Here is a 12704-nt window from a genome sequence, read left to right as displayed (position 1 = left end):
AATCGAATCCATGCAAGCCAACGAAATCGAAGACGTCATCATCTACTCGGACGGCGCCTGCAAAGGCAATCCCGGCCCAGGCGGCTGGGGCGCCGTGCTGGTCGCCGGCAGCAACGAGAAGGAAATGTTCGGCGGCGAGAACAACACCACCAACAACCGCATGGAAATGACCGCCGTGATCGAAGCGCTGCGCGCGCTCAAGCGGCCCTGCCGGGTCAAGGTCTATACCGACTCCCAGTACGTGCAGAAAGGCATCGGCGAATGGCTGCCCGGCTGGAAGGCGCGCGGCTGGAAGACCGCCGACAAGAAGCCGGTCAAGAACGCCGACCTCTGGCAGGAAATGGACAAGCTGGCCCAGCCGCACGATATTTCCTGGCACTGGGTGCGCGGCCATAACGGCCACCCCGGCAACGAACGCGCCGACGCGCTGGCCAACCGCGGCGTGGCCTCGCTGAAAGGTTAAGAAGCTTAAGAACGGGGATCAGGGCAGCCTTTCGCAGCCCGCTTCCCTCCTCCGGTTAAAATGCCCGCCATGCGACAGATCGTTCTCGACACCGAAACCACCGGCCTTAACGCCGCCAGCGGCGACCGCCTGATTGAAATCGGCTGCGTGGAGATGCTTAACCGCCGCCTCACCGGCCGGCACCTGCACTTCTATGTCCATCCTGAACGCGATATCGATGAAGGCGCGATCGCGGTGCACGGCATCACCCTGGAATTCCTGGCCGACAAACCCAAGTTCGCGGAAGTGGCCGAGGAGATCCGCGAGTTCGTCCAGGACGCCGAGCTGATCATCCACAACGCGCCCTTCGACCTTGGCTTCCTCGATATGGAATTCAAGCTGCTCGGCCTGCCGCCCTTCCGCGAGCACGCCGGCAACGTGATCGATACGCTGCGTGAAGCGCGCCAGATGTTCCCCGGCAAGCGCAACTCGCTCGATGCGCTATGCGACCGCCTTGGCGTCAGCAATTCGCACCGTACCCTGCACGGCGCGTTGCTCGATGCCGAATTGCTGGCCGAGGTCTACCTCGCCATGACGCGCGGCCAGAACTCGCTGGTGATCGACATGCTCGACGGCGGCGGCGAAGAGAGCGATGCCGTGGCCGCCACCGACCTCTCGCGCCTGGACCTGCCCGTGCTGATGGCCAGCGAGGAAGAAGCGACGGCTCACCTTGCCGTGCTCAAGCAACTGGAGAAACCCAGCGGCGGGAAAGTCGTGTGGAAGGAAGCGCCGGCGGTGCAGGCTGAGCCCGCCGTTGTGGCCGCCTGAAAGCCGACCAGGCAGCTTTTTACGGAAATTTCCAAAAAGGGCTTTACAAGATACAACGGCACTGACATAATCTTGTTTCTCTGCAGCACGGCAGCAACAACGCAGCAGCAGGGGTGGTTAGCTCAGCGGTAGAGCACTGCCTTCACACGGCAGGGGTCACAGGTTCAATCCCTGTACCACCCACCAGAATACGGTGAAGAGCGAAGGACTTGAGGCGATAGCCCAAGTCCTTTTTTCTTTGGTGCCGCAGGAATCCCTGCCATCGATTCGCAGGCCCTGCCTTGAGCACATCCCAGGCGTGCCGCCGTAGCCGCGACTCAATCCGCCCCCCCCTTCCAGGCCGCGCCCAAGCGTCCGTCATGCGAGGCGGAGGGTATGGAGAAGATTGCCCACCGCCACCAACCGGCGCCCCCCCTGTTACGTAGTCGTCCACTGTAATGAATGCGGCCATGTCTACGGTGTCCTGCCGCCCCAACCCGCACCATGACTATCCGGAGCGTCTTGCCGATGTCGTTGCGGCCGGCCAGTCCGCCTAGAAATTGACCACCGCCCCGCCTTCGGACGGCCGGTAGTCCAGCAGCCGGGACAATTCCCCCGCAGCACGCCTCACCTGCTCCACCATGCCGTCCAGCCGTTCCGGATCGATCCGCGAGGCCGGGATGGTGGCGCCGAGCGCGGCCACCACCTTGCCGCTGCGGTCCCGCACCGGCGCGGCGATGGTCGAGATACTGGTTTCGAAGAAGCCTTCCTGCAGCACATAGCCACGCTGACGGTCGCGCTGCACCATGTCGAACAGGGCTTCGACGGTCTTGGGCGTGCTTTCCGAGAAGACTTCGAGCTGCGCTTCGGGATAGAGCGCGCGCAGTTCTTCCAATGTCAGGTCCTCCAGCAGCACGCGGCCCAGCACGGTGGCGTGCGCGGGGAGGCGGGTGCCGACGTTGACCGAACTGGCGAACGGCGTGGGGGCCACGGACTTGGCCACGTAGACGATCGAGCGGCCGTCGCGTACCACAAGGTTGCACGGGTAGTTGATCTCGTCGCGCAGGCGGTCCAGCAGCGGGCGGCCGAGTTCGGTCAGCTCCAGCGAGGCGAGGTAGTCGAAGCCAAGGCGCAGCACCGCCATGCCGAGCCGGAACTCGCGTCCGCCGTCGGTGCGCTCGACAAAGCCCATCATCTCCAGCGTGGTCAGCAGGCGGAACACCGTGGAGCGCGGGACCTGGAGGCGGCGCGCCAGTTCGGCCGCCGACAGGGTTCTCTCGTTACGGCTGAACTCGCCCAGCAGGCGCAGGCCGCGCTCCAGGCCCGGCACGATGTACTTGTCCTGGAGATCGGTGGGCTCGACGGCGTCTGTCATGGTGATATATCTCTGCGAATGGAGTGCTTGGAGTGCGCTGGCTTTGCTATATGGTAGCGGCTTTGGGTTCAGCCCCGCCCTGCCGCCGTTGCGGGCTGCGCACCTTGCTCCCGATGCACCCGTCCGCGACTGTCCGATATAACACGCCCCGCGCCTATCCTCCAGCACTTCAGCCACCAATCCGTCCGGGACACGGTCATTGCCCCCCCTGTCGAGCACGGGTCGAGCCCCCACCCGCCATCTCGATCACTTCAAGTAATCGCGCAGCCAGGCGGCGCACTCGCCGGCGTGCTGTGCCGGCCAGCGCACGATGATGGTCGCGTTGGGCTGCCGCACTTCGATGCAGATGTCCGTCAGCGGGCCCCGCTCCATGCAAGCGCCGCTCGCGGCCTGGGGCCGGGCAAACAGCCGCGACCACCAGCCTGCGCCAGCCCGGCCGTTTTGAGCGCTGTGGGCCGGGCAGGCAGCCAGCCGCGCGGGCACCGCTCCCGCATCGGCGGCTGGCAGCTCAGTCACGGCTGGTCTTGCCGGCACATCGGTGTCCACCTCCGCTTGCGCTACGGCCGAACCATCCGGCGCCGGCACTGCCTCTTCGGCGATCGCAGCGGGCACCACCAGCCGCGCCGCCAGGTTGGCGCCGAACTCATCCCACATCCGGTCCGCCTTGGTCTTCATCACGCTCAGGCCGAAGGTGCCCAGGCGGCCCAGCACGTCCACGCTGATCTTCATGCGCAGCTCGGTCTGGCCGTCCGCCAGCCCGGTCAGGAAAATCTCGCTCGACTGCCTGAGCGAACTGGCCACCGAGGCGTCCTCGCCCGTGCCTTCGCTACGCAGGTAGTTGGGTGCGCGCATCTCGACAATATGGGTCTTGATCCTGAAGCGCGCGCTGACAAAGGCGATCTTCACCTGGATGTGCGAGATGTACTCCACATCGCTGACCACTTCGATCGACTGCATGCCCGGCACGCAGCCGCCCATCACGTTGGGATCGAGCAAGAGGGCCCACACGCGCGCCGGTGCGGCGCCGACGACCAGGGTTTTTTCAATTTCCACGCATTTTCTCCGCAGCGCACAGAATGGATTCGACGATGCCGACGTAACCGGTGCAGCGGCACAGGTTTCCATTCAGGCCAGCGCGGACTTCCTCTTCCGTGGGGTTGGGGTTGTGCGCCAGCATGGCGCAGGAGGTCATCAGGAAGCCGGGGGTGCAGTAGCCGCACTGCAAGCCGCCGCATTCCATGAAGCTTTGCTGCAACGGGTGCAGTTCGCCGCCGGCGCTCAGGCCCTCGACAGTGGTGATGTCGCGGCCGCGCGCCTGCACGGCCAGCATCAGGCACGACTTCACGACTTCGCCGTCCACCAGCACCGAGCAGGCGCCGCAGATGCCGGTCTCGCAGCCACGCTTGGTGCCGGTCAGGTTCAGGTCGTCGCGCAGCAGGTCCGACAGCAGGCGGCGCGCGGGGACGTCCACGCTGTGCGCCTCGCCGTTGACGGTCAGTTCGATATGAATCTTTTGCATGGGGGAATCCTTATTCCGCTGCCAGCCCGAACAGCGTGGCGATGCTTCTGCGCGCCACGGCCCGGACCATTTCGCGGCGATAGTCGGCATTGCCGCGCATATCGGAGATGGGCTCGATATCGGCGGCGACGATGTCCGCCGCCTCGGCCGCCACCGCCAGCGTGACTGCCTTGCCGGCAAGGAACGCCTCGGCGCGCCGCAGGCGCACGGGGATCGGCGTGGATGCACCAACCGCCAGGCGTGCCTCGATGCAGGCTGTGCCCGCGCGGCGCGCCAGCAGCGCCACGCTGGCCAGCGGACGATGCTCGGCCGCCGTACGCAGGAAGCGCGCATAGTGGCCAACCGCATCGGGAGCCATCGCCGGAATGCGTATCCCGGTAACCAGCTCGTCGGGCGCTAGCGCCGTGGTGTAGTAATCGACCAGGAACGCCTCCATTTCCAGCACGCGCTCGCCATTCCTGCCCGCGACCAAGACTTGCGCCTGCAAGGCCATCAGGCATCCCGGCGGGTCGGTGGACGGATCGGCATAGCAAAGGTTGCCGCCGATGGTGCCCTGGTTGCGCACCTGCGGATTGGCCACGCGCCCCGCCATGCTGGCGAGCATCGGGCAATGCGCCTGGACCAGCGGCGAGCGCGCGATCTGCGCGTGCAGTACCAGCGCGCCAATGCGCAGGCCGCCGCGCGGGTCGTACTCGATGTTGCGCAGCGCATCGAGCCGTCCGAGCGAAACGAGCTGGCTCGGCGCCAGCATGCGCTGGCGCATGCCGAGCATCAGCGCGGTGCCGCCGGCAATCACCCGGCACGCGTCGCCGAGATCGGTCAGCATGCGCACCGCCTCCTGCACCGAGGCGGGCTCCAGAAACTCGAAATCACGCATGGTGCGCCTCCTTGTCCATGCGCTCGCGCAGCGCGGCCAATACCTTCTCCGGTGTGATGGGCAACGATGTGATACGCACGCCGATGGCGTCGTAGACAGCATTGGCGATGGCGGCGGCGCCCGGCAGGATGGCGGTCTCGCTAGCGCCCTTGGCGCCATAGGGCCCGTTGGGATCGTTCGATTCCACCACCTCCGTGCGCAATGCGGGCACGGCATCGGCGGTGGGCATGGTGTAGTCGGCGAAATTGCCGTTCAGGATGCGGCCATCCTCGACCTGCAGGTGCTCGTACAGCGTCCAGCCGATCGCCTGCACGGTGGCGCCGTGCGTCTGCCCGTGCACCGCCAGCGGATTGATGGCCTTGCCGCAGTCGTCCGAGACGAAGCTGTCGATCACCGTGACCTGTCCCGTTACCGTATCCACCTCGACCTCAACGGCCTGCGCCGCAAACGAGTAGGCCGGGGCGATGTTGCCGTAGTAGCTGGCGTCGTGCATCACGGTTGGCGCATCGTAGGTGGCGCGTACCATCAGCCCCTCACCACCGTGGCGGAAGATATGCAGGCGCGCGATCTCGGCGAGCGTGGCCTGCCTGCCGGCGTCGTTGCGGGCGCGGATCACGCCGTCCGCGATCTCCAGTTCGTCGCGCGGCACGCCGAGCTTCTCCGCCGCAACGGTCAGCAGTTTCAGCCGGGCCTCGCGCGCGGCGCGCATCGCGGCGTTGCCTGAAATGATGGTCACCCGCGAAGCGAGCGAACCAAGGCAGAACGGCGCCGCATCGGTGTCCGGCGTGGAGACGGTGACGTGCGATAGGGGAATGCCCAGCTCCTGCGCGCAGATCTGGCTGAGCATGGTGTTGGCGCCCTGCCCCATATCGCACTCGCTGGTGAGCAGCATGGCGCGGCCGTCCTCGTTGACCTTGAGGACGATGGTCGAGCCGTCCCAGTTGCCCAGCGTGCGATTGCCGCTGACGTGCATCGCCGCCGCGATGCCTAGCCCGCGCCGGCGCGTGCCGGTGCGCCGCGAGGCATCGGCGCGGCGCGCATCCCACTGGATGGCTTCACGCGTTTGTTCCAGGCATTCCACCAGGCCGCTGCTGCCGATCTTCCAGCCATGCACGCTGGTGTCGCCCGAGCGGATGGCGTTGCGCTTGTGGACTTCGATGGGGTCCATGCCGAGCATCTCGGCCAGCATGGCGAGGTGGCTGTTCAGCGGGAACTGCATCTGCTGGCCGCCAAAGCCGCGGAAGGCGCCGCGCGGCGGATTGTTCGTGTAGGCTAGCACCGCGTTGGAACGCACGTTCTCCACGCGGTGCATATTGTCGCTGCGCATGGCGGTCACGTGCATCACGTCGCCAGCCAGGCCGGCATAGGCGCCGCACTCGGCCACGATCCGGACGTCCTTGGCGACGATGAGCCCTTCGGCGTCGAGGCCGATCTTCAGCCAGACCTGCGCCGGCACACTGGACCGCGCACCGAGAAAATCTTCCAGGCGGTTGTTGACGAAGCGCACCGGACGCGCCAGCCGGCTCGCCAGCAAAGCCGCGATCAGGCTGTTGTTCTCCTCCACGATCTTGGCACCGAAGCCGCCACCGGTGACCGCCTGGATCACGCGGATGGTGGACACCGGACGATCGAGCGCTTCGGCCATGCGGGCGCGCGCCAGGAAGACCGATTGCGTCGACACCCATACCGTCAGCCGGCCATTGCCATCCTGCGCGGCCACCGTGGCCATCGGCTCGAGGTAGCCCGGATATTGCGACTGCATGTCGTACGTCGCCTCGTAGACCACCGCCGCGCGGGCGAAACCGGCTGCGATATCGCCGCGCTCGATATGCATCTCGTGCGCGATATTGCGCGTGCCCGGATGAAGCTCCGCCGCGCCTTCGGCAAGCGCCGCTTCGGGACTGAGGATGGCGGGCAGCTCCTGGTACTCCACGCGGATCAGGTCCAGCGCATCGCGCGCGGTTTCCTCATCGACAGCGGCGACCGCCACCACCTCCTCACCCACGTAGCGGACCACGCCGGCGGCGAGGATGCGCTGTTCCTTGCGATGCGGGCCCCACAGCCGCGACGGCGTGTCATCGCCGCTCAGCACCAGTTTGACGCCGGGCAGCGCGCGCGCCGCCGCGGTGTCGATGCGCACGATGCGGGCATGCGGATACGGACTGCGCAACACCTTGGCGTGCAGCATGCCGGGCAATTTGATGTCACCCGCATACTGGGCGCGCCCCAGCACCTTTTCACGCGCGGTGACTTGCGGCGTGGATGTTCCCACTGTCGACGTGCTCAAGCCGACCTCCTGCTTGTCTGAAAACGATGAATGAACCGGCGCCAGCTGCGCCGCCGGCACGTCACTCGGCGCTGATGCCGAACTCCCTGATGACCTTGCCCAGCCGCTCGTAATCGGAGGCGTTGACCCTTTCCAGCACGCCAGGGGCGCCGCCCACCGGTACCGCGCCGAAGGTGGCCATCTTCTCTGCGACGTCAGGCATCCTGACGATGTCGTTGAATTGCGCGTTGAGCAGCTTCACCACCTCGGCCGGCGTGCCCCTGGGCGCCATCACGCCGTGCCACGCGCCCACGATGACGTCCTTGTAGCCAAGCTCGGACAGCGTCGGCACATTGGGCAGCAGCGGCGAGCGCTTCGGATCGGTCACCGCCAGCGCCAGCAGCTTGCCGGTGTTGATGTACTGCGCCACCGGCCCCAGCGTGACGTAGGCAAAGGTCACGTGGCCCGCGACGACGTCGTTGACGGCGGGCGCCACGCCCCGGTAGGGCACGTGCTGGATCCGCACGCCCGCGGCGCGGTTCAGCCATTCACCGGCGATGTGCATGGGCGAACCCGCGCCTGGGCTCGCGTACGTCAGCGGCTTGCCGGCTTTCGCCGCGGCGACCATCTCCTGCACGGACTTGATGCCGGCGCCCGGATAGGCCACCAGCAGCACGGTCTGCGTGCCGGTCTGGATCACCGGGGTGAAACCATGCAGCGCGTCATAGCTGGAACTGGCCGGAAGCTTCAATACCATCGGCGCCGTGGTGAACGGGTTGGGCGTGAACAGCAACGTGTAGCCGTCCGCCGGCGCGCGCGCGACCAGGGTATTGCCCAACACGCCGCCGGCGCCCGGCTTGTTCTCTACGATGACTGGCTGCTTCAGCCGTATCGACAGCTTCTCCGCATACATCCGCGCCATGGAATCGGTATCGCCGCCAGGTGGGTATGCCACCACGAGGGTGACCGGCTTGGCGGGATAGGCATGGGCAAGCGCGCTGCCGGCGCCCAGCACAACCGCGGCGGTCATCGAAACAAGGATCTGTCGTCGGGCAAGGTTCATCTTCGGCTCCTGTGGGGGCGCATCGCGTTTGCGGAGAAGGGCATCGCGAATGCAGTGTTCAGCACGATGAAAAGGACGGAAACGCATTCGATGTGCGTTTTATTGGTAAAACACTGACCCAGGAGAGAAACGTGACTACTATCGTAGATTGTGATTGTTGACTACTCAACTTACGTTAAACACCAATTGACATATCGGTTTGAAAGTAGATTTCTTCCAGGCCAGATACGCGGAGAGCCGCGTAGCCAGGCGATCGCCCCGTGAGACAATCGAGCCCCGATTACTCGCCGCCAGGCGTGCAGATCAAGAGACATGGATCAGATGAAGCGCGAAGCGAGCCCCGCGCAGGGCACCGCTGTGCAGCACGAAGCCGATAGCCCCTGGGAGGCGCTCGATGAGGAAGGAAGCGGGCTGGTCGTCGACGATTTCCTGACGACCATGCTGAGCCAGCTGGTGAACGCCTTGCGGCGCAGCGTTACCCTGCCCTATGCCGAACAGTTCGAACTCACCGTGCCCGAATGGCGCCTGCTGGCGCTGCTGGCGCCTGCGCGCCGCTTGCCGTTTGCCGAACTGGTGGTGCAATCGACCTCGGACAAGGCGCTGGTCAGCCGCACCCTGCGCCTGCTGGAAACCCGCGGGCTGGTGACGATCGACGCCGAGGGCAATACGCCGCGCAAGAAACTGAACTGCAGCATCACGCAGCAAGGCCTCGCGCTGCATGAGCAGGTGATGCCGCTGGCAAGGAAGAGCCAGGCAGCGGTGATCCGCCTGCTGGAGCCGGAAGAGCGCCGGGCGATGTACCTGGCGTTGAAGAAGCTGCATGGCTTGTGCGTGACGCCCGGGCGCAAGGACGCCACTCCGGGCGAGTGATGAGCGCTTGGCGGGCGACAGATGCGCCAAAACCGCCGGCCATGACGACGGCTTTGACTCCCTCTCGCCTCAGGGGAGAGGGTTGGGGAGAGGGGTGGCTTAGCTAGGAGCCGCGGGAAGCGAAGCCAATGGTGTAACCCAGCGCGGCGGCATTTGATACGCCCGCCCTCTCCCCCGGCCCCTCTCCCACAAGTGGGAGAGGGGGAGCAAACCACCGCAAGCGCTTGCCACCAGGCGCTTCGCGCGCCTCAGGCCTCGAGTTGCTCGAGCACCTTGCCCTTGGTCTCGATGCCGAGGAAGTGGATGGTCAGCGCGGCCACGAACGGCACCAGCGCGAGTGCATAGAAGGCGCTGCTGAGGTTGCCGGAGCCGATGGTGTTGGCAACCAGCGTCGGCGCGAAGATCGCCGCCAGCTTCAGCCACGCGCCGCCGAGCCCGCATCCCATTGCCCGGACGCTGGTGGGATACAGCTCCGGCGTGTACACATAGGCCGTGATAAAGCCGCTTGCCAAGAAACCCAGGGACAGCGCGCACAGGGTGGCCACGACATAAACCGATTCCGCATGGAACACCCCGGCCAGCGCGAGCGACAGCGCGCACAGGATGAACGAGACGTTGATCACCGGCTTGCGGCCCACCTTGTCGACCACCATCGCGCACACCAGCGAGCCGATCACGCCGAGCACGGAGGCGCCGGCGGCAAGGTTCAGCGCCAGTTGCAGCGGCGCGTGGTACACCGTCTTGTAGATGGTCGGCAGCCAGGTCGACAGGCCGTACTGGATAAAGCCGCAAGTGGCCCACAGCATCCAGACCGCCAGCGTGCGCCCGATATAGGCCTTGCCCAGCAGGTCCTTGACGCTCCGGCGCGGGTGTTTGTGGGTCATCGCGTCATAGGCGGACACATCGCCCAGCGGTGCCAGCGGCCCCTTGGCGCGGGCCTCGAATACGGCCAGCGCGCGATCCGCCTCGGCCAGCCGGCCCTTCTCCGCCAGCCAGCGCGGCGACTCGGGAATGGCCCGGCGCAGGATAAAGAACAGGATCACAGGGGCACCGCCGATGAAGTACATCACGGTCCAGCCGAAGCGCGGCACCAGCCATGCACCGGCCGCGTTGGAAATCAGCAGCCCGATCGGGAACACTACCTCGTACAGCAGCACGAAGCGGCCGCGCCCGTGCGCCCGCGTGACCTCGTTGATATAGGTGGCGGCCACCGGCAGTTCGCCACCCAGGCCGAGACCCTGCACGATGCGCAGCAAGGCGAAGATCTCGAACGAGGGCGCGAAGCCGCAGGCGATGCTCATCAAGCCGATGATGCCCGCGCTCCAGCCGATCGAGTGCAGGCGGCCGAAGCGTTCGGCCAAGGCGGGAAACAGCAACGCGCCGATCAGTTGCCCTACCGAAGGCGCCGCGATCAGGAAGCCGATCTGCGCTGGCGTCAGCGACCACATCGAGATCAGCAGCGGCAGCGTGGCGGCGATGGCGATCACGTCGAAGCCGTCGAAGAACGTTGCCAGGCCGATCAGCAGCCGCGCCCTGACATGCATGCCATTGCTGGGCAGGCGCTCGATGCGCGAGATGATCTCGCCGCGGGTGGGCCCCGCGGATGGACTTGCTCCGCCGGTCTCCGCGGCAGCAAGGGTGCCGCCGTCCGTCGTCATTCTGCTGGATAGGGTCGGCATGCCCTGCGCGTTCGCCTCGGCGGACGCGGCCTCTTGTCTCTGGATCAACACGGTGTTTCTCTTCTAAAGGGTCTGAGGCAGGCAGCCGCCTCGCGCTGGCGCATGGCGGGCTGTGCCGCGCAATCGCCGCCACCGTCCGCGCCGCGTTGTGCGGCGCGCGGTGGTCCGCTTACAGGTCCAGGACCAGGCGCTTGCCTTTACAGCCTGATACGCAAACCATCATGGTCTGGTTCGACTCGCGCTCGCTCTTGCTGAGCACGCCGTCGCGGTGTTCGGGAATGCCTTCCAGCACGCGCGTCTCGCACGAGCCGCATACGCCTTCCTTGCAGCTGTGCTCCACGGCAATGCCCGCTTCGAGCAAGGCATCCAGCAAGGACTTGCCTGCCGGCACCTTCAGCTCGCTGCCGGTGCTGGCGAGTGCCACGGTGTACTCGCCGTCCTGCACTGCCGCCACCGACGGGTCGGCCGCGAAACGCTCGATATGGACTTCGGGGTAGCCGTGCGCGGCGCAGGCGGCCTCGAAGGCATTCAGCATCGGGCCGGGGCCGCAGCAGTAAAAGTGCGTGGTGGCCGCCTGTCCCGCCAGCAGCGCCGGCAAGTCCGGCGGGCTGCCTGCCTCGTCGTCGAAGTGCATGCGCACCGCGTCGCCGTAGGCGGCCAGCTCGTCGGCAAAGGCCGCTTCCGCACGCGAACGCGCGCAGTAGAGCAAGGTGAACGAGCGCCCGAGTTCATGCAGCCGGCGCGCCATGCAGACGATGGGCGTCACGCCGATGCCGCCGGCCACCAGCACCGTGTGGGCCGCGCCCTCTTCCAGCGCGAAGTGGTTGCGCGGCGCCGCCACGCCGAGCGTGCTGCCCACCCGCAGCTGCTCGTGCACGTAGCGCGAGCCGCCGCGGCTGGCGCGGTCCAGCAGCACGCCCACCACGTAGCGGTCGCGCACTTCCGGCGCGCCGCACAGCGAGTAGCTGCGCACCAGGCCATTGCCCAGGTGCAGGTCGATATGCGCGCCCGGCGCGTACGCCGGCAGCTCGCGCCCGTCCGGGTCGCGCAGCTCCACGCTGACGATGCCACGCGCTTCGAAACGCATGGCCTGTACGCGCAGGGTCAGGGATTGGCTGGTACTCATGGCACTTCCTTGTGTTGCTATGGTGCTTTGTCTTGCCTTGTTGCCTGTACTGCCGCGCTGCGCTCAGCGCTTCTCGGTCAGGAACTTGCCCTGCGGGCCGCCCGCGTTCTTCTGCCTGCGCGTGTTGCCATCCAGCCCGCCTTCCACCGCCCACTCGGCGAACATGGTCGGGCCCGGCTCGAAATCGCGCGGCTCCCAGTGCGCATCGAGCTGGTCCTCGTCGGCGTAGTACTCGATCAGGCCGCCGGCCGGATTCTTGAAGTACCAGAAATAAGCCGACGAAATCGGGTGCCGGCCCGGGCCGAGCTGCGTTTCCCAGCCGCCGCGCGACACATGCAGGCCGCCGCCGAATACTTCATGGATGTCGCGCACGGTGAACGCCACATGGTTCAGGCCGCTCTTGGCCTGCGGCAGCTGCAGCAGGAACAGGTCGTGGTGGCCGCCGTCCGGCGCGCAGCGCAGGAAGGCGCCACGGCCCGGATAGTGGTCCGACGGCACGAAGCCCAGCTTCTCGGTGTAGAAGCGCTCGGTGGCCGCCACGTCCTTGACGAAGAACACCACATGCCCCACTTCGATCGGCGTGGCGCGCTCGTAGATCGGGCTGCGCTGGTTCAGGCGCGGCTTGTCGTTCCACGTGTTCATCGCGGCGCACTCCACTGCGATCTCGCGCTTGCGGGTCA

The 12704-nt window shown here is 66.5% G+C and carries 12 protein-coding genes and 1 tRNA gene; 4 read left to right on the top strand and 9 right to left on the bottom strand.

Annotated elements, in window-relative coordinates; genetic code table 11:
• Positions 1-25: 25 nt before the first annotated feature.
• The 3 genes from rnhA (at position 26) to P3W85_RS40930 (ending at position 1456) form a co-directional block, all read left to right on the top strand.
• A complete protein-coding gene (gene rnhA, locus P3W85_RS40940; protein ID WP_035814918.1) occupies positions 26-463 on the top strand; it encodes a ribonuclease HI in 438 nt (145 codons plus the stop codon).
• 69 nt (positions 464-532) lie between these two features.
• Entirely contained in the window at positions 533-1270 is a 738-nt protein-coding gene (gene dnaQ / locus P3W85_RS40935) for a DNA polymerase III subunit epsilon (protein WP_017229242.1), read from the top strand.
• Positions 1271-1381: 111 nt separating this feature from the next.
• Positions 1382-1456: transfer RNA gene (locus tag P3W85_RS40930), tRNA-Val, on the top strand.
• Positions 1457-1802: 346 nt separating this feature from the next.
• Here the strand turns inward: P3W85_RS40930 and P3W85_RS40925 are convergent.
• The 6 genes from P3W85_RS40925 to P3W85_RS40900 all read right to left on the bottom strand — a co-directional run bounded on the left by P3W85_RS40925 (position 1803) and on the right by P3W85_RS40900 (position 8349).
• Positions 1803-2624 (bottom strand): IclR family transcriptional regulator, encoded by an 822-nt coding sequence (locus P3W85_RS40925; protein WP_017229243.1) that lies wholly within the window; start codon positions 2622-2624, stop codon positions 1803-1805.
• Between the two features lie 246 nt (positions 2625-2870).
• Positions 2871-3677: a CoxG family protein gene (locus P3W85_RS40920; protein WP_276269010.1), complete on the bottom strand. Its 807-nt coding sequence runs from the start codon at positions 3675-3677 to the stop codon at positions 2871-2873.
• Positions 3667-4143, bottom strand: a complete 477-nt coding sequence (locus P3W85_RS40915; protein ID WP_017229244.1) for a (2Fe-2S)-binding protein — start codon at positions 4141-4143, stop codon at positions 3667-3669. The genes P3W85_RS40920 and P3W85_RS40915 overlap by 11 nt, the downstream gene beginning before the upstream one ends.
• A gap of 10 nt (positions 4144-4153) precedes the next feature.
• A complete protein-coding gene (locus P3W85_RS40910; RefSeq protein WP_276269009.1) occupies positions 4154-5020 on the bottom strand; it encodes an FAD binding domain-containing protein in 867 nt (288 codons plus the stop codon).
• The gene (locus tag P3W85_RS40905) at positions 5013-7307 is read right to left on the bottom strand and encodes a xanthine dehydrogenase family protein molybdopterin-binding subunit (protein ID WP_276269008.1); all 2295 of its coding nucleotides are present in this window, start codon (positions 7305-7307) and stop codon (positions 5013-5015) included. Before P3W85_RS40905 ends, P3W85_RS40910 begins: the two co-directional genes overlap by 8 nt.
• A gap of 61 nt (positions 7308-7368) precedes the next feature.
• Positions 7369-8349 carry a Bug family tripartite tricarboxylate transporter substrate binding protein gene (locus P3W85_RS40900; RefSeq protein ID WP_276269007.1) on the bottom strand — a complete coding sequence of 327 codons (981 nt, stop codon included), beginning with the start codon at positions 8347-8349 and terminating at the stop codon, positions 7369-7371.
• A 321-nt stretch (positions 8350-8670) separates the two neighbouring features.
• On the opposite strand from P3W85_RS40900, the gene P3W85_RS40895 reads away from it, so the two are divergent.
• Positions 8671-9219: a MarR family winged helix-turn-helix transcriptional regulator gene (locus P3W85_RS40895; RefSeq protein WP_276269012.1), complete on the top strand. Its 549-nt coding sequence runs from the start codon at positions 8671-8673 to the stop codon at positions 9217-9219.
• Between the two features lie 248 nt (positions 9220-9467).
• On the opposite strand, the gene P3W85_RS40890 is transcribed toward P3W85_RS40895, so the two are convergent.
• From P3W85_RS40890 to P3W85_RS40880, 3 genes are all read right to left on the bottom strand, one after another.
• Positions 9468-10763, bottom strand: coding sequence for an MFS transporter (locus P3W85_RS40890; protein ID WP_276269011.1), 1296 nt, complete (start codon positions 10761-10763; stop codon positions 9468-9470).
• A 304-nt stretch (positions 10764-11067) separates the two neighbouring features.
• Positions 11068-12024 carry a PDR/VanB family oxidoreductase gene (locus P3W85_RS40885; RefSeq protein ID WP_276269006.1) on the bottom strand — a complete coding sequence of 319 codons (957 nt, stop codon included), beginning with the start codon at positions 12022-12024 and terminating at the stop codon, positions 11068-11070.
• Between the two features lie 63 nt (positions 12025-12087).
• On the bottom strand, positions 12088-12704 hold a 617-nt coding region (locus tag P3W85_RS40880; protein ID WP_276269005.1), incomplete at its 5' end, for a VOC family protein.

This window comes from Cupriavidus basilensis, assembly GCF_029335485.1.
In the GTDB taxonomy this organism is placed as follows: domain Bacteria; phylum Pseudomonadota; class Gammaproteobacteria; order Burkholderiales; family Burkholderiaceae; genus Cupriavidus; species Cupriavidus basilensis_E.
The sequence above is the reverse complement of the archived record's forward strand: the minus strand, read 5'-3'. Positions and strand labels throughout refer to the sequence as shown.